Annotated in this window: 19 protein-coding genes; all 19 read left to right on the forward strand. The window is 40.2% G+C overall.

Annotated elements, in window-relative coordinates; translation table 11 throughout:
• Positions 1 to 10 precede the first annotated feature (10 nt).
• The 19 genes from L2Y28_RS22775 (at position 11) to L2Y28_RS22865 (ending at position 15,834) form a co-directional block, all read left to right on the forward strand.
• Positions 11 to 708 (forward strand): IS1-like element IS1B family transposase gene (locus L2Y28_RS22775; RefSeq protein WP_095033700.1). Its coding sequence is split into 2 segments (ribosomal slippage): positions 11 to 260 and positions 260 to 708, totalling 699 coding nucleotides; the frame shifts between segments, so codons are not numbered across the junction.
• A 56-nt stretch (positions 709 to 764) separates the two neighbouring features.
• On the forward strand, positions 765 to 1,175 hold the full coding sequence (locus L2Y28_RS22780; RefSeq protein WP_236919605.1) for a hypothetical protein: 411 nt from the start codon (positions 765 to 767) through the stop codon (positions 1,173 to 1,175).
• Positions 1,176 to 1,306: 131 nt separating this feature from the next.
• Positions 1,307 to 1,480 carry a hypothetical protein gene (locus L2Y28_RS22785; RefSeq protein ID WP_001176645.1) on the forward strand — a complete coding sequence of 58 codons (174 nt, stop codon included), beginning with the start codon at positions 1,307 to 1,309 and terminating at the stop codon, positions 1,478 to 1,480.
• A gap of 63 nt (positions 1,481 to 1,543) precedes the next feature.
• On the forward strand, positions 1,544 to 2,671 hold the full coding sequence (locus L2Y28_RS22790; protein ID WP_000174396.1) for a DUF3150 domain-containing protein: 1,128 nt from the start codon (positions 1,544 to 1,546) through the stop codon (positions 2,669 to 2,671).
• A gap of 76 nt (positions 2,672 to 2,747) precedes the next feature.
• Complete coding sequence (locus L2Y28_RS22795; RefSeq protein ID WP_000762700.1) at positions 2,748 to 4,754, forward strand: VWA domain-containing protein; 2,007 nt, start codon at positions 2,748 to 2,750, stop codon at positions 4,752 to 4,754.
• Positions 4,755 to 4,826: 72 nt separating this feature from the next.
• The gene (locus L2Y28_RS22800; RefSeq protein WP_000192120.1) at positions 4,827 to 5,048 is read left to right on the forward strand and encodes a hypothetical protein; all 222 of its coding nucleotides are present in this window, start codon (positions 4,827 to 4,829) and stop codon (positions 5,046 to 5,048) included.
• 113 nt (positions 5,049 to 5,161) lie between these two features.
• Positions 5,162 to 6,394 (forward strand): toprim domain-containing protein, encoded by a 1,233-nt coding sequence (locus tag L2Y28_RS22805; protein WP_000220379.1) that lies wholly within the window; start codon positions 5,162 to 5,164, stop codon positions 6,392 to 6,394.
• Positions 6,395 to 6,663: 269 nt separating this feature from the next.
• Complete coding sequence (locus tag L2Y28_RS22810) at positions 6,664 to 7,185, forward strand: hypothetical protein (protein WP_001011130.1); 522 nt, start codon at positions 6,664 to 6,666, stop codon at positions 7,183 to 7,185.
• Positions 7,186 to 7,263: 78 nt separating this feature from the next.
• Entirely contained in the window at positions 7,264 to 8,142 is an 879-nt protein-coding gene (locus L2Y28_RS22815; RefSeq protein ID WP_000762003.1) for a hypothetical protein, read from the forward strand.
• A 69-nt stretch (positions 8,143 to 8,211) separates the two neighbouring features.
• The gene (locus L2Y28_RS22820; RefSeq protein WP_000691119.1) at positions 8,212 to 9,147 is read left to right on the forward strand and encodes a hypothetical protein; all 936 of its coding nucleotides are present in this window, start codon (positions 8,212 to 8,214) and stop codon (positions 9,145 to 9,147) included.
• A 68-nt stretch (positions 9,148 to 9,215) separates the two neighbouring features.
• Positions 9,216 to 10,136, forward strand: coding sequence for a hypothetical protein (locus L2Y28_RS22825; protein WP_044704555.1), 921 nt, complete (start codon positions 9,216 to 9,218; stop codon positions 10,134 to 10,136).
• Positions 10,137 to 10,202: 66 nt separating this feature from the next.
• Complete coding sequence (locus L2Y28_RS22830; RefSeq protein WP_000472041.1) at positions 10,203 to 11,141, forward strand: hypothetical protein; 939 nt, start codon at positions 10,203 to 10,205, stop codon at positions 11,139 to 11,141.
• A gap of 171 nt (positions 11,142 to 11,312) precedes the next feature.
• Positions 11,313 to 12,269 (forward strand): hypothetical protein, encoded by a 957-nt coding sequence (locus L2Y28_RS22835; protein ID WP_000149830.1) that lies wholly within the window; start codon positions 11,313 to 11,315, stop codon positions 12,267 to 12,269.
• Positions 12,270 to 12,532: 263 nt separating this feature from the next.
• The gene (locus L2Y28_RS22840; protein WP_001004200.1) at positions 12,533 to 12,808 is read left to right on the forward strand and encodes a hypothetical protein; all 276 of its coding nucleotides are present in this window, start codon (positions 12,533 to 12,535) and stop codon (positions 12,806 to 12,808) included.
• A 44-nt stretch (positions 12,809 to 12,852) separates the two neighbouring features.
• Entirely contained in the window at positions 12,853 to 13,443 is a 591-nt protein-coding gene (locus tag L2Y28_RS22845) for a hypothetical protein (RefSeq protein ID WP_000578891.1), read from the forward strand.
• A 7-nt stretch (positions 13,444 to 13,450) separates the two neighbouring features.
• The gene (locus L2Y28_RS22850) at positions 13,451 to 13,708 is read left to right on the forward strand and encodes a hypothetical protein (RefSeq protein WP_001371933.1); all 258 of its coding nucleotides are present in this window, start codon (positions 13,451 to 13,453) and stop codon (positions 13,706 to 13,708) included.
• A gap of 73 nt (positions 13,709 to 13,781) precedes the next feature.
• Positions 13,782 to 14,318: a hypothetical protein gene (locus L2Y28_RS22855; RefSeq protein WP_000107167.1), complete on the forward strand. Its 537-nt coding sequence runs from the start codon at positions 13,782 to 13,784 to the stop codon at positions 14,316 to 14,318.
• Positions 14,319 to 14,334: 16 nt separating this feature from the next.
• Entirely contained in the window at positions 14,335 to 14,781 is a 447-nt protein-coding gene (locus L2Y28_RS22860) for a hypothetical protein (RefSeq protein ID WP_000549069.1), read from the forward strand.
• Positions 14,782 to 14,871: 90 nt separating this feature from the next.
• Positions 14,872 to 15,834, forward strand: a complete 963-nt coding sequence (locus L2Y28_RS22865) for a DNA replication terminus site-binding protein (protein WP_000119428.1) — start codon at positions 14,872 to 14,874, stop codon at positions 15,832 to 15,834.
• Position 15,835 lies beyond the last annotated feature (1 nt).

Here is a 15,835-nt window from a genome sequence, read left to right on the forward strand (position 1 = left end):
AGGTGCTCCAGTGGCTTCTGTTTCTATCAGCTGTCCCTCCTGTTCAGCTACTGACGGGGTGGTGCGTAACGGCAAAAGCACTGCCGGACATCAGCGCTATCTCTGCTCTCACTGCCGTAAAACATGGCAACTGCAGTTCACTTACACCGCTTCTCAACCCGGTACGCACCAGAAAATCATTGATATGGCCATGAATGGCGTTGGATGCCGGGCAACCGCCCGCATTATGGGCGTTGGCCTCAACACGATTTTCCGCCATTTAAAAAACTCAGGCCGCAGTCGGTAACCTCGCGCATACAGCCGGGCAGTGACGTCATCGTCTGCGCGGAAATGGACGAACAGTGGGGATACGTCGGGGCTAAATCGCGCCAGCGCTGGCTGTTTTACGCGTATGACAGGCTCCGGAAGACGGTTGTTGCGCACGTATTCGGTGAACGCACTATGGCGACGCTGGGGCGTCTTATGAGCCTGCTGTCACCCTTTGACGTGGTGATATGGATGACGGATGGCTGGCCGCTGTATGAATCCCGCCTGAAGGGAAAGCTGCACGTAATCAGCAAGCGATATACGCAGCGAATTGAGCGGCATAACCTGAATCTGAGGCAGCACCTGGCACGGCTGGGACGGAAGTCGCTGTCGTTCTCAAAATCGGTGGAGCTGCATGACAAAGTCATCGGGCATTATCTGAACATAAAACACTATCAATAAGTTGGAGTCATTACCCTAATGGCTACACGCGATTTATTGGTACTGCAAACACAAACATGAGTGGAGGCGCTCGCCGGTTCGTTTCTTCTCAACGTCAAGATGCAGCTTTTATAAAGCGGTTCTTGATAGTTGAAATGGAGAAGCCCGACAAAGTTGCTTTAACCAATGTGCTTACTAAACGATATAGCTCTTTGCCTTTTCAGGTCATTGAGAAGTTCGTAAGAGTAGCGATTGCAGTAAATGACTCTGGTACAGAAGACAGTGTGATGGATATTCGTCAATTAGTAGCTTGGGTTGGCACGTCGATGACGTTAAAAACCTTTAGTCTTCTTGACACTTTCAAAATAGCTTTTGCTTCTGCTTTACCTTTACATGTGGTCGATCTTGTTCTTCAAGCTATAGATCTTTCTCTTGGCGAAGACAAGGATAAATCGCTGGAGTATTTCACAGCAAAAAAGTCGAGTTAGATGGGATTTGTTATGAAACCTCTGATATTTGTATCTCAGAGTTATCCCATCTTGAATTTAGTGCGTTTTTAAGTACGGATGGTGCTGCTACCATTGCTATAGCAAAAAACGGAACTAATTTTACTGGACTTATGCAACTGAATAACGACTATTCTTTATTGTTTTATCATGATGGTAAAATAAATATGGAAGGTCTAATTAAAGAAATGGAATTAAAAGGTTATATGTATCAGGGAGCAATGGGCAATGATGATGTTGCCGCTGAGTTTCCCGGTATTCTTTTAATTGCACCAGAGAAGCTTTAATATCAACCCTATCGGGAAATCTTTCCCGTTGGGGAGGGTTTCCCCTTTTTTTTGGAGAAACCCATGACTTTAAATACTTCAATGCTTAACAAAGTATCTGCAAAACAAATCTCTGAGAATTTTGCAAAATCATATCCAGATTTACTGGAAGGTGCAGTTATAACAAAAATTGAAATAAGTGGCTGTCAAGGATCGCGTCGAACCGATAAAATCGATTTGTCTTATGATGGAGATGATATTACGGATCAAAAAAGCGTATCTAAAAGCGAAGTACGTTGGATTGACATAAAAGCCCTTAGCTTCAAAAGTACGATTACCAGCAGAATATCAACCCTTTGCTCACGCTTGTGCATCCGCTATAGCAATATGTGGATTTTACCAGTTTCCAGTATGGAAGAGTTTCTGGAAGGGGCCCAAGAGATTGAACGAGAGTTTCAGGCAGGTATTCAAAACGTTGTAGACAATTATGAGATGCATATTGAGGCTGAAAAAAATAGAAGCCCAAGAATGTCTTCTTTGATTGATCAGTTGAAATTAACTAAAGATGATTTCATAAAATCCTTTAGATTTAATATTGCTCACTTTATTCCTTTTACGCCTATTAGCGTTGAAGGTGATGAAACCCAGGACTACTATCAGGAACAATTGATAACAGATCTGGCAGAAGAAGCAATGAGGGTTTATGAAAAAATTAGTAAAAATAATAATTTGCGCTCAAGTACTATTGACCGACTGAAGCAAATGCAAAATAAGATCATTAGCTTCATGTTTATACATAAAGAGGCGGCAGTACTTGCAGAAGCTATAAAACACATAATGAATAATTTACCTAAAGGTGCCATTTCTGAACCTCGCGACGTTGCGGTGTTACAGCAGTGGTTTTATTTCATGAGTGATGCTTCAATGTTAAAGCGTATTATTTCAGGAGAGCAAAAGGTTACTGACTGGTTGGAATCTATTACCAGATCATTTAATCAAAGCTCACAAACAGAACCGAACGCGCTACAGAACACAGGTATTGAAGCTATTTTAGATTCAACAAATGTGTTTCAGGTTGAACCTGTCGTAGAGAACGATATAAAAAACAGCACGTTTTCAAACACTGATTCTGTAGCTGAACCTGAGAAATCAGTTTCGCAACAGGAAGACAATGCTGAAAATGGTTTTGATATCGAGCTCAAAGGCTGGTAACTGTTTGCTTTATTAAAAACCCCAGATGGGTACTTCACCATCTGGGTGAGTACCCCTTTTTATAAAGAGGTATTCTATGAAATTAGATCTTAAATCATCGCCGCGCCATATTAAGCGTTTACAGAATATAGCAAAAGTCATTAGCGGCTTAGGCGATGTAAGAGTTGTAATAGACGACAATACCAAAGGACCGTATTTTGATCCTGTCAATAAAGTTTGTGTTTTACCAAACGGCGATTATAGCGATGATGACTTTGTCAGTCTGATTGAAGGTTTTACCTGTCATGAAGCTGGTCATGGTCGCTATACCGTCAGTGAGGTTTACAGTGACGCCTTTAATAGTGTTCTCATGTCATCTGAAGGGTTTACACGCTTCGATGACGGAATGAATGCAGAGTTTGAGAGCCTCGCTGAGAAACGTAAAGCTTATAGCAGGGCAAAACGTCTTACCGGGCTTATAAATCTGTTCGATGATGTACAGATGGAAGAGAAGGTTGGTAACGATTATCCGGATGCAAAGCGGCGGCTTGCAGCCACTTACGCACTGATGGTTAAAGCCGGAAGGATGACTCCTGATATATCTTCTCGTCCGGAAAATCCTGTCCTATTTATTGAGTGGTATCTGCTTAACTCATTGCGAGTAAAAGTCCTTCAGCAGGTAGGTCACAAAGAAACCCTCGATCCGTTTTTTGACTATGCCCAAAAGATACTTTCTCCAGTAATTTCTGATGTTGAGGAAATTTTTCATGATGCTCTTGGTTGTGAAAATACTCAGGGCTGTGAATCCCTTGCTCGTAAGACCCTGGCTCTTTTAGAGAGACTGCGGGATGAGGCAAAGGAACAACAGCAGCAGACAGAGCAGGAGGAGCAGGAGGCATATGATGAATCCGAGACCGATACCGATACCGAATCAGAAGATAAATCGCTTACGTCGACTGATAGTCGTGAGGATGATTCTGAGGACGATAGTGAAGGTCAGGCAGATACTTCCGATAACGCTGATCTTGCTCAAGAGGGATGTTCTGAGCCTTCAGAACTTGCTGAAGATAACGAGGGAAATAATGAACCCACCGGTGGCAATCCCACGGGTGATAACATTATTGAAGACGATACTGATGCGATTAACCCTTCCGAGAGTGAATCAGATGAAGCCAGTTCGACTAACGTTGAAGATGAAAGTAACTTTTCATCGGCTCAATGGGAGATACTGGCAGATTTGTTGGATGCCTTTCTTAGCAGTGATGAGGATAGCGAAGATTATCACGATGCTTTGGCTAAAGAGATTGAAGGTATTGCATCAAAAGTATCCGATGACGTGAAAGCCGAATTCGGTGCTTCTGAATGGGATATCCCTGATCTCCTTATCGATTTGAATGTTTACAATGAGGCTTTGTCTCTGAGTCATTCAATCGGTAGCGACTTGTCTGTTTTACAGCAGGTTAAAATGCGTGGCCGAAACAAAACTCATGAGCGTGGAATTACCTTCGATGGAAATCGATTAATTCTGTCACAAATGGGAGTTCGTGATGTCTTCAGAGCTCAAAGCGAATCTAAAAATAGAGGGCATGTTGGCCTCGTATTAGTTCGTGATATTTCAGCGTCAATGGCTAATGATGAAAGATATATTCATGCCATTAAGTCAGATCTTGCTTTATCGATGGCCGCTGAAAGTTTGTCAAAAATGCATGTCTCCAATATAGTTTTTCCCTTCAAGGAAAGTGAATTTGAGATTATCAAAACGTTTGATCAAAGCGTTGAGGAATCTCTATCGAAATTCACTCTTGGATGTAAGGGTTATTATACCCCTACGGGATCTGCTTTAATGGCAGCTGTTGATCTGTTACTTGACAGCCAATTCGATAGGAAAATAATTTTTCTTATAACTGATGGTTATCCGAATAAATCGGAATTTACTATCGTCGAAGTTATGGAAAAGGCTAAATGTAATGGAATAGAAATCGTTGGTGTTGGTATTAAGACTGATGAAATAATTGGTTTTGAAACGGACACTTTCGTAACAGTTGATGATACTTCTTTATTGTCTATTGAAGTCAGTAAGCTAGTTCATCAAATACTTTCTTAATAAACTCTACCCAATCGGGGCAAAAAGGCCCCGGTGGGTCTTTTTGCTCCATGAAGGAATAAGGAGCAAAATATGACTCAGATAAAAACTTACCGTGTAGAACATGAAAAAGTCGGTGCGATGCATAAAGTCCGTATTTTCGGACGTGTTGGTGAAGTTATAAGCAATGATAGCCCTCAGGAAAGAATCTTCCGCGAAGTCACTATAGCGGAGGGTAATAGCCAGCAGGCTGCGTTACTTGTAGATAACTACATACAGCGTCTTGAGAATAATGGCTTCACGACTGAAGCATAAATGTTGAGGGCCCCCGGGCCCTCTTTCTTAAATTCTGCGTTGTGGGTTTCTCCCTGTCTTCTGCACCGCAGAAGGCATTGAGAAACTCACAATGCCAGATAAGAGAGATCATCATGACTTATGCATCCCCGGCTCTTCGTCGTAAACCACAGGAAGTATCTGAACACTTTATTAAACTCGTTCATGCTCGAATTGCTGAAGTGTCTGGCTGGAAGTATATATTCGAAAGAATACCTGCTTTCAAAGACGCTTGTGCAAAAGCCCCGAGCCAGGTTCCTTGCCCGTTTACTGGCGCAGGGAAATCGAAGTTTCGTTTCCGACAAAAAGACCTTTATACCGGATGTGCGATCCATAATGACTTTCCGGTAAATGAGTTTTGCGACGGAATTGATGTTCTGGCGAAATATTATGAATTAAGTAAAACGCAGACTTGCAAAAAGATTCTCTCAGATTTTTTCGGGATGGATCTGCATGCTCCGTTAACTGACGCCGACATTGAAAATGAACGACGCTATAAATCAGCAGTTCGTGCCACAGAAACTCTTGACCGAGAGGAAGTGGCAAAGCGAATGCGAAAACTTGATGTGATGTATCACTATACCGGTGAAATAAAGCCTAATACTCCTGTTGCTTTGTACCTCCGTAATCGTGGGATCTCCCGCTTACTGAGTCACTTACCAAAGGATTTAGGCTTTAATAACCGGATCTACTATTGGGATAAAGATAAGCAGAAATCGATTATCTATCCGGGAATGATTGCAATCTATCGTGACACCCGAGGTCGGCCTCTGACTATCCATAGAACATACGTAGACAAAAACGGTGATAAGGCACCTGTAGAAAATCCAAAGCTGATGATGAAGCCTCCTGCCGATATGACAGGTGGCTCAATTCAGTTGTTTGACCCTCACTATGATTCAGGTAGTTCGACCTGGACACTGGGAGTGGCTGAAGGGATCGAGAATGCGCTTTCTGTTGTAGAAGCGACTTCAACACCATGCTGGGCAGCCAGCTCCGCATGGTGCCTTGAAAACGTTACTGTTCCTGATTTTTTACTGCCTCCGCCGGATGTAAAATATATAAACTTTTATATCTGGGCGGATAAGGATATTGCTAACTCACAAGGCACTCGTGCCGGTATCGAAGCTGCTCAGCGACTTCAAAGCCGCATGGTTGAGTTTTTGGCTAAACGATATCCCGCATCAAAGCTGACAATTGAAGTCTTCGAACCAGCACAAGATATTCCTGATGGGAAAAAGGGTATCGACTGGAACGATGTTCTCCAGTTAACAGGGCAGGATGGATTCCCGATTCACTGGGCTCCTGAATGTCTTAATCAGCTGTAACAACGATAACTCCCCCGCATTTTGCGGGGGGGGTTATCTTATCAATATTATTTTTTAAATTGTATTGATAAGATAACCGCTTTCCTTCGTGATAATTACCTGCCTTTAAGGTCTTTTCACGGCTGAGATGCTTGCTCAGTTAAATAAATGTGCGGTACTACTGGCTATGGTCGGTTGTATGACATGGTTATTCCATAAACTATTAAAACCCATAACGGGAGTATTACCGTTATGGTGATGCTCGTCGTTTTACATCGGAGAGCATTTTAATGAATTTTCAAACTAACGAAGTTTTTAATAAATTTGCTGCTGTTATAAAATCGCGCATCGTCAATGAACCATCGTCATGCTATTTGCTGCATGATAATGAGATAGATATAACGATTTTGAAACATGGCATATTAGAAAATGACAGAAACCTGTTGTACGTAGTTCGTCCTTCAGGAACGTGTTTGTTGCGTTGTGACAAATATTTCTATCCGAAATATTATCTTCGTTGCCGTGGAGATTATAAGTCATTCATATATGTCCATCTTGATCTACATAGTGGTGAAGCTAAAGAAATCACATGGGAGCAAGCAGACGATATGCTGTCTAGTCCAGGAAAACCCCCATTAAAAGGAAATCTTGGACGATTTGAGTATATAAAAGTTGTGGTTGAGGACCTTCGTATTCGAGGTTACGCTGATTATCTTCCTGCGTATAATCTTGATGACCTTCGCCGTTTTGCCTTACAGGACGACCGCCCATCCCTTGTCAGATACATTGACAATGTAATGGCAACGGTCTGATTGGTTGCTAATTGATTTACATATTTTCCCTGATGGCCAACCTGCATCAGGGAGGCCTCAATAACGACTGGAGGCTGTATGAAGTTAGCTACGGACCTGGTAAAAGCTATTTTGATTAGAAATGGTGTTGAACCAGTAAATATAAGCGAATCATCTAAATTATCTTTGAAACAACCACTGACAGAACTTAAATTCAGTTTATATTTGCGAACTGAGCATTTATCTCACTTCCTACCCGGTTATGTTTATTCTATAAAAGAATGTCCACTGTCATATGACATCGGGATCGAAATTCAGAAAATCTTCGAAAGTTTACATTTGTTAAACGAAGAATTTGAATCCCTCGGTTTTGTTTCTGTATGGATAGAAATGCATCAAAGCATTTTTGAACAAAGTCGGTTTAAGAAAAGTAACTTTACTTTTCGGGAGGAAGAGGTCGAGCTTGCTAAAGGGCTTGTTTGTTCTCACAATTCACAAATAAGTAATGCGGCTTATTTCTGGCTTCAGCACTTTGAGGAGTTTATGATTTATGTTCGTAATAAGCTTATCGACCTCTTTCGAGAGGCCTATGACCTGATCCTTGGAATGCAGCAAGTATTTTTCATTCGGGAAAAGGAAGAGCTGTTGAAAACTATAAGTTATGGGGATGACCTGTATGAGGTGAAATTAATGGCGGCTGAGCTTTACTCTATCGAACAGAACTTAAAGTGTTCTGAATCGATAAGTACAAAATCTCAAGCTTCGGCATATATTAACCGCATCCGTGAGTTTGTGCGTTCGGGGTGGAGGCAGGGCTATATAGTCTGCCATCATAAGCGAAGTAATCAAATCTCATCATTGTCATTACCGATGTACTTGAAAGATACGTCAGGCCGAAGTGCTCGAAAGCGAGTAAAACGTCTTATATCTTCTACAGTTTGTGGTAGAAATAAAGATTTAGGTCTTACAGATTTTTAATTAAATTATACCCATGTGGGGATCACACCCCATATGGGAGTGATCCCTTTTTTATTGAGAGAGGATCACATGAAAATTATCGAAAAAATCATTAATGCCTTTTTGGTTGTTCAACATAAAAAAATACAGGTTAAAAACATTACATTTTTAGACAATGGGCAGGGCATGTTCTCTGGTATGTCTTTTGATGCTGATGTTTCACTGGAGTTTATGTATGAATCAGCAAAAGCATATAGTTCTTGTTTCTGTGATATTCCCTTTCCAGGTTTTGAAGATGCAAATCTGGAGGAAATTACGAAATTTCAATTAGATGCTTTGAAGCAAAGAAAGAATCATTCTTTCATTGTTAACCATTTGAGGTTTCCTATAGTTTTAAGGGAAGGGTGCAAAATCGAAAGAGGAGAAGTCTATTCAATTTCGAATTGCACTTATAATAAAGAAAGATTGCAGTATCTTTTTTCTCAGGATATTTACGGTAAGTTGTATAATTCCTTAGAGAAAGAATTAAGCTCGTTTTTCTCATTTATCAATGTTGAGGTGCACGAGTTGTTAAAAGATGCTGTATGCTTTGCATTAAAAATCCTGAATAAGATATCTTTGGATACACCTGAAAGACTTATTAAAGCTTTTAATTATCGTGACTGGTATTGTAGTTACGATGTTGAGCTTTTTAGGAAAGGCTTACCTGGTCATATTCTGGAAGAGCTCATTGCTCCAGATATCTTACTTTCAGACCTTAACGGTTGTAGAAAAATACTTAGAAATGCAAAACGATTTCTAAATGGACATACAAAAACCAATTGTGTTTATATTAAATATGAATGGTGGTTGGGGCCTGTGGATACCTCACACTCAGCTAAGTTGATGTCTGACAAAGAAATTAACAACCGAAGTGACTTGAAGAATTTTTCAAAGGTCTTTTTCAAAGAGTGTTTAAGTTCTGGTAAGTCGGAATATGAAAACCATCTTAGTGAAAAAGAACATGCGCTTCGCTACAATTATTAATTAAAATTATTTTCTCCCATAGGGATTTCTCCCTTTGGGAGAAATCCCTCTATTAAGAGGGTATTTAAATGAATGCGATACAAAAGTTAGTTGAATCTATTCTTGTTAAAATGGGTTTTGTTGGCGCTGTAGTGGAAAATATATATTTGGATTCAAAACCATTTCGGCATATTCGATTTGTGGCTGATATTCCAGTAATATCTTTTCTACCTCATTTGGTGAAATATCTTAAGGGCGCAGACCATCTTTACTGTGGTAACGATGATTTGCATCCTCTTTTCATTTATTTTTCCGAAGCGGCTACATTAAAAGCAGGCCCTGTAAATCTCGCGAACTTTCGTTTTGAAGTTTCTATAGCTTCAACTCATTTACGACTGGTCTCAGAGCAGCCTGATTTGCTTATCAAAGGATTTAACCGGGATAATCTAGAATACGTTTATTACCGCTCAGATTTGGCCTCTAAGGATCTTATACTAGGCCTTGTTGAACACGGTTCTCCTTTCATAAAACATCTACATGGACTTATACAAAAGCGAATTTTAAACGAGTTCTCTCTGATTTTTTCTGTTCTTGAAAAGATTTTAGAAAGCGCGAAGCCACAAATTCTTGCTTGCTTCCATAGTGTTGATTATGAAATGAACGTAAAAATAATAGCCGAAGCTATACCTGAAACTGTATCTAATCAGATAGTCACATCTGATTATATAGTTAATTCTATATCAGATGCGGACAAGTTTATAAATCATGTTCGTCGCTATTTAGCAGGCAGGGTAATGAAGAGGCGGATATACGCTGAATTAGATGTTTGTGAAGAAACATCAAATATTTCACTAGTGAACTTAGGATGCTTTACGTCTCCTCTGCTCGTTACGGAATATCAAATGTTTAAGCCACACTCTTCAGGGTTATATCGAAAAGCTATAAACAACTCCTTAAAACAGTTCAAACCAGAAATGCATTTACCTTCTGAAGAACTCTTTTATAATTAATCTAACCCATCCGGGAACTTGCTTCCCGGTGGGAAGCACTTCCTTTTTAGTCATGAGGTAGTGTAAATGTTTAAAGAATCTGACCACGTGGAATTTGTTAGTGCCTTTCTTTATCAAAATTTAGGCCTTAATGTTCCCGCTGACGATATAACCGTTCAATTATCTGATACTTCGTTCGACAAAGTAACCTTTGATTACGATGTAGATATCGATAATTTAAATTGTATGTTGGATCTCTACATATCTGAACTAATAAAGCACAACGCATCTTACTCCGATTCTATTCTTTTGAAACAAAAAATAATTTATTTTCTTGGAGTATTTAAGAATTTCGGATTTTTTACGTTTGATATTCGCGGATATAGTAATACTTTAAGCCCAGTTAAAGTTATTGATATTGTTTCAATGATTATTAATGACTGTGAAGAGTTATCTAAAGCTAATTCTTCTACTGATGCTATAAGAAATCTTTATCTCGATAAAATGAAGGTGGATGGGAAAGTGTTAGTTGCGAAATTTGCACTTAAACAGTTTTTTCATTCCGACTTTGGTGACTTTATCTCATTTGTCGAGAAAAGAATTACAGATTGTCTTAATGAAACTTTAAGGATTATCAAAGCTGTTGAACATGGCTTTGTACGTGTTGGGCAGCATAAGATTAATCGCCGTATTAATGATGACTTAAAGTTATGCATTGATTTCAATACTGATGATTATCCGGCAAATATGCCAGATATATATATTAAGTTTAACGATACATTTGATGGGAACGGGGCGTTATATTGTGACAATGATGCCCTCATATCCCTCTATACCGATGTTGCTTCAATTATCAATGTGCCGGTGATGATGGAAGTAAGATTGATCAATAAAAGAGGGCGTGTTGTCTGTGATTCTTCGCATTCAACTTACGTATCTCTCGAAAGTAATGACCGATACAGAGTAACTGATCGCACATTACTAATAACTGAAGCTTTTGACGATTTTCGTAACGCGTCTCAATGATCCTTTTGCTTCAGTCCAAAAAAGTAACTTTGGTTGGCTGAAGACACTTGTCTATGACAATGTAAAATCTGTCGCTGGCATCTTCTTTTAGCTTAACCAAACTTTTATCTAACCCAGTGGGGAAGTCGCTTCCCTTCTGGGGCACTTCCTCTCAAATTTGAGGTAGTGTATATGACACATTCATCTGATGATAAAAACTATGTCCGAGCAGTTCTGAGCTATCTTGGCATAGATTTTGATGAGGCGGATATAGTATTAAGTGTTTGCCATTGTCAAAGTGACGAGCTTTCTTTTACCTGTAATATCAAAGCTATTGAACTCAAGAATGCTGTTGATTTATATGTCGATAGTATCTCTGAGAATGAAATAGAAGCTTTAAACAGAGAATCTTTAAAATCTCGACTCTGTTACTTTCTTGAGGTGTTTGACGCAGTCTCTGGTCAGTACCTTGAGATTTCAGGAAAACACTTTGCAACTAGCCGTTTTGAATATGATGATGTTTGTAGTGAAGTTCTTAGCATGTCTAATGATGTTTCTCAGTCGAAAGGTTATGACCGGGATGAATATAACAGACTGATGCAGGTTGATGGTCAGGTTATGATTGCCCGTTTTGCTTTGCAACAGTTCTGGGATACTCATTTTATTGGACTAATAACATTTGTATCTGAGTCTATAACATCGAGCCTCTATAAAGCTTATGAAACTTTTAGTGATATAAGTTTGGCTTGCTATAAACTGAGTGAATATTCTTATTCACGCTCTATCAACAGTGAATTGACCCTTAATATTTCACTTAAAGAAAATGACTTCTGTGAGGACCTATCTGATTGCTATATGGAAGATGAGGCTTTACCTTCTGGTAGGGTAATTTCTCGACGCAACAATGACTCCATAATAAGTATTTATGAGAGCTATGCTGCGGCTTCTTATATTCCGATGATTGCATCTTTGGAAGTCGTTGATGAATACGGCGAAGTGGTTACTGACCTCTGCCATACCGTTTATGTTTCAGAGTTAACCGGTGGGCGGATTAAAATCCACGACCGTAATGACTTAGTATCTGAAGTTTTCGATAACCTAAGAAATTTAAATCTTGCAGTTGGAGATTCAGTTTCACAAGCTGCTTGATTCTTTCCCTGATTTTGATTTTTTCTCACATACTCTTATGGCACGGTTTCCGTGCCTTTTTTTTGCCTCGCTTACAAGCGTCTACTCCTCTTCTACCTATCCCACCTTACATCACCACTTAAAATCTATCTTTCTAATTCCATTATCCTTTTCGTAGCCTCTAATGCTCTGGTATGAACATACTCTTTAAACTCAAAAAAGTGCTATTAACGAAAAAAAATCCCTAAAGAGATTTGTATACTGTTCTCAACCAAGGAGAGCTCATGAATGAACTAAAATCCAAAAACGAGAACAGTACCAAAAGCAACTTTCCCCCGGTTGATAATCAGTTTTGCTTTTACCATGTTGATTTCAGCATAGAACGACTACTTTCAACGGCCGAGGATCTCCAGTTTGAGTACATCTTCCAGAAACCTGGAAGTGAAGTAAGAAAGGATTTGGTTGAGCGATTCGAACGTGGAGAGCGCTTTGTTACAGCTTCACACTGTGACAATTTCTGTGAAATCCTTGGTTGTCAAGGCCATCAGGAAAATGCATAAACCCATAAACCTACATTTCCACTTTTAAGGATGTTCACTAAAGAATGATTGGAGAAAGTATTTTTGACTGGGTAATTTACGGAATATCCATTTTGATATTTGCCTCAGCACTAATTGAAGGAAAGACAACTCGCTACCCAGCACTTTTTTTCTATGGGAGTTTAATTTTAATGTTAATCCTGATAGTTGCTGGAGGCCTTAACTGGTGGTTCTACAGGTCAAAATATGGCGCAGTAATCGTTATCTTCACAGTGGTCTCTTTACTGATGACTCGATTCCGCCTGGTCATATATAAATTAAGATTAAGAAAGTTAGTTTCAGAAATCAGATTTCGTATAAAAACGGGTTTTCGTATAATTCTTGTTTTGTCGGATAATGAGGATGAGCGTAATGTTCTGCTGTCTATGCTTAGCAACGTATTGCCAGAGCAAACGCTTATTCACACGCGTGATGCTCTCGGACCTCATTCAGAGCCTATCCTAAAAGCTCTTGAGCTACATCATCAACAGGGAACAGGTTACATACTCGTCTGTGAACAACAAATCTCAGCGCGTACGTGGTTGAGTATCGTAGAAAATGGGAAACCTGATACATCTATAGCTGTTAATTTTCATTCGATCCCAGAAATGGAGTGATTTTTCAATGAGTAGAACCGTTTCACAAAGTGTCACAGAAGATTGTCTTTTTGATACCCGCACACAAGTCAGATTACAACTAAGTCGAAGCGTTCATAAAACGCTGGCATCTGCTAAAGAAATTTTACAGGGAAGGGGGGTTGATTCGGTCTCTATTGAAGATCTTGTGCGAGCCTGTCTTGAAGAGAACCAGCCAATTGATCTAGCCTCACTTTACCTTGAAAATCTCTTAAAACAGAAAGGTACCAGCATTTGCGATTTTTAGTGTTTTCAAACCTATTAGATAAAATGCCGGTTGTGTTTATATAACATCAATAATTTCATGCAACAGGTAAAACATGAGTACTCAAAAGCAACTTTCCAGAACTACCGGCACTGAACGTATGTTTAAGGAAGAGCTGGCGTTATCCTTAATTTGTTGGGTTTTCACCAGTCCTTTTACCAACTGGACCGATAAAGTCTTCAGTGGTATTGAAGTTCCGTCTGAAGGACCGTCATCATTACGGGGTGAGACAGAAAAATTCTTTCGTTTTGTCGTTAATGAAGAAGGCTACGACGCAGGAAGGGCTGCTATTGGTCTTGACCTATGTTGTTTTTCACTTCCGTTGTGTTTGTTCCCGGACGCTGCCCTGTCTGAGGAAGAGGTTATGAGTAAGTTAACCGGAGAAGTTATCCATGGAATTCTTCTTTCCTTACCTGAGTTTATTGATATGCCAGAAGTGCTCGCTTACCAGGTCAGGGATGAAATTCTTGCTTTTAACACTCGCTGTGGAGACGGGATCTTTCATGGTTGGAACACGGCTTCAGAATTGTGGAAGTTTGAAATCTTTCCCCGCACCACCATCATGATGCAGCATACTTCGGCAATACATTAAAATTAGGCGGGGCAGAATGCATAAAAAACTTTTTCTTCTCGAATGGAAACCCTGTCAGAGCCGCGTATGGGCCGGTTGGATGGCCCTGTGGTTGACTATCAGTTTTCTGATGTTATCTGCCTTGCTTATGACAGATCATCTCCTGAACAAAGTCATCCTGCCGCCAACATGGTTGTTGATCTGGTTTTCGCCAATGCTGGGGTTTTTGATAAAAGTTCGCGTCGTCGAAACTCAACATTTCCTGGAGCATGACCTCTGTGTTGCAGGTTTCTCTTTTTACCGCTGGAAGAGGTTAGTTTCTCCCGGGCTTTGGTCAGTTGACTGTATAAATGGTCGTTTTCGCCTCAATCGGATCACCCAGGTGGGTAAGACTATCCACTATCCATGGCGTCTCCATTATCATCCTTTGTTCATGAGCCCTATCGAACATAAATCGCATGCTGTGAAAGCTGTTTCAAAATGACTTCTTTAGAGGTTTACATGACATTTATGTTCTGCAAGGTCAGCCTGGGCAGCAAAATTGATTGGAAATAACATGAGCCTGGAGAAACGTATGAGTTATGACGATTTGCCCTATTTTCGTGACCAGATTCTGGAACGCATCGACTCGCTCAAGTGTTTTCTTTCGAACACCCCCCCGATGATGGCAAACCTGATGACTGTCTCCACCGTATCTAGAACAGAAGAGCGCTTGAAGCAGGTTAAACCCATCAGGGTTAGTATTAAAGACGATGCTTCGGTTGAGGAAATTATTCAGGCACTTACTGACATCTGTGTGGATGACATAGAGTCATTAAGTCATGATTCCACCAAAGTAACCACTAAATACCCGGGTCTAATCATTGTCCCCGAAAGAGCAGATCTTCTCGAAAGCTTGATCACTTCTATAAACGAAGCAAAAAATGATTTTGCTGCGGCAATGAGGCGTATCGATAATAAAAAGAATGTCCGTTTTGATAAAGTGCACAAGAAGCTCCCGGGCCTTGTCGCTATGCACTCAACAAGAAATATCCTTTTCATCAAGTCCCAGCTTAAAAAAGTTACTTTTTCATGGCGGCTAAACCGAAACCAGGAAGTTAAAACAGCAGAGCAACTTGTGAGTTTGTTGGAGCGCAGGAGAGCCTCAGAAGTAAAAAATGTAGCAACTACCAATTTGAATGTCGTGTCTAATATCGATAAGGCTTTACACCGTCTTGAATTTCACCCACTGAAGCAGGGCGAATCTTATCGCCTTTGTCGAACTAACTCTTTCCCTGTTCCGATTGCTCACATTTTTGCATTTAGGCCTGAAGGGCAGGAACGAAACGGGAATAAATATGCTGAGACTGATTATTCAGTAGTAAAAGCATCCTTGCCCATTTTCGCAGCAGGCAACATACCTCAATTAAAAACGCTCTCTGACTGGGCTCCTGAAAACAGCCAGGGTCCGTCCAACCAACGGAAGCTGAGCCTGAAATATACAGAACTCGTGCCGGGGGCTGAGCTGGGCATTTTCATTGTCAGCCCCGAAAATTAAG

This window comes from Enterobacter sp. JH25, from assembly GCF_021725435.1.
GTDB lineage: Bacteria > Pseudomonadota > Gammaproteobacteria > Enterobacterales > Enterobacteriaceae > Enterobacter > Enterobacter intestinihominis.

Coding starts and splice junctions, on each gene's coding strand:
- L2Y28_RS22795 (WP_000762700.1), top strand. CDS start 2,748: ATGAAATTAGATCTTAAATCATCGCCGCGCCATATTAAGCGTTTACAG.
- L2Y28_RS22850 (WP_001371933.1), top strand. CDS start 13,451: ATGAGTAGAACCGTTTCACAAAGTGTCACAGAAGATTGTCTTTTTGAT.
- L2Y28_RS22805 (WP_000220379.1), top strand. CDS start 5,162: ATGACTTATGCATCCCCGGCTCTTCGTCGTAAACCACAGGAAGTATCT.
- L2Y28_RS22830 (WP_000472041.1), top strand. CDS start 10,203: ATGTTTAAAGAATCTGACCACGTGGAATTTGTTAGTGCCTTTCTTTAT.
- L2Y28_RS22820 (WP_000691119.1), top strand. CDS start 8,212: ATGAAAATTATCGAAAAAATCATTAATGCCTTTTTGGTTGTTCAACAT.
- L2Y28_RS22840 (WP_001004200.1), top strand. CDS start 12,533: ATGAATGAACTAAAATCCAAAAACGAGAACAGTACCAAAAGCAACTTT.
- L2Y28_RS22815 (WP_000762003.1), top strand. CDS start 7,264: ATGAAGTTAGCTACGGACCTGGTAAAAGCTATTTTGATTAGAAATGGT.
- L2Y28_RS22780 (WP_236919605.1), top strand. CDS start 765: ATGAGTGGAGGCGCTCGCCGGTTCGTTTCTTCTCAACGTCAAGATGCA.
- L2Y28_RS22785 (WP_001176645.1), top strand. CDS start 1,307: ATGCAACTGAATAACGACTATTCTTTATTGTTTTATCATGATGGTAAA.
- L2Y28_RS22865 (WP_000119428.1), top strand. CDS start 14,872: ATGAGTTATGACGATTTGCCCTATTTTCGTGACCAGATTCTGGAACGC.
- L2Y28_RS22835 (WP_000149830.1), top strand. CDS start 11,313: ATGACACATTCATCTGATGATAAAAACTATGTCCGAGCAGTTCTGAGC.
- L2Y28_RS22855 (WP_000107167.1), top strand. CDS start 13,782: ATGAGTACTCAAAAGCAACTTTCCAGAACTACCGGCACTGAACGTATG.
- L2Y28_RS22790 (WP_000174396.1), top strand. CDS start 1,544: ATGACTTTAAATACTTCAATGCTTAACAAAGTATCTGCAAAACAAATC.
- L2Y28_RS22800 (WP_000192120.1), top strand. CDS start 4,827: ATGACTCAGATAAAAACTTACCGTGTAGAACATGAAAAAGTCGGTGCG.
- L2Y28_RS22810 (WP_001011130.1), top strand. CDS start 6,664: ATGAATTTTCAAACTAACGAAGTTTTTAATAAATTTGCTGCTGTTATA.
- L2Y28_RS22825 (WP_044704555.1), top strand. CDS start 9,216: ATGAATGCGATACAAAAGTTAGTTGAATCTATTCTTGTTAAAATGGGT.
- L2Y28_RS22845 (WP_000578891.1), top strand. CDS start 12,853: ATGATTGGAGAAAGTATTTTTGACTGGGTAATTTACGGAATATCCATT.
- L2Y28_RS22860 (WP_000549069.1), top strand. CDS start 14,335: ATGCATAAAAAACTTTTTCTTCTCGAATGGAAACCCTGTCAGAGCCGC.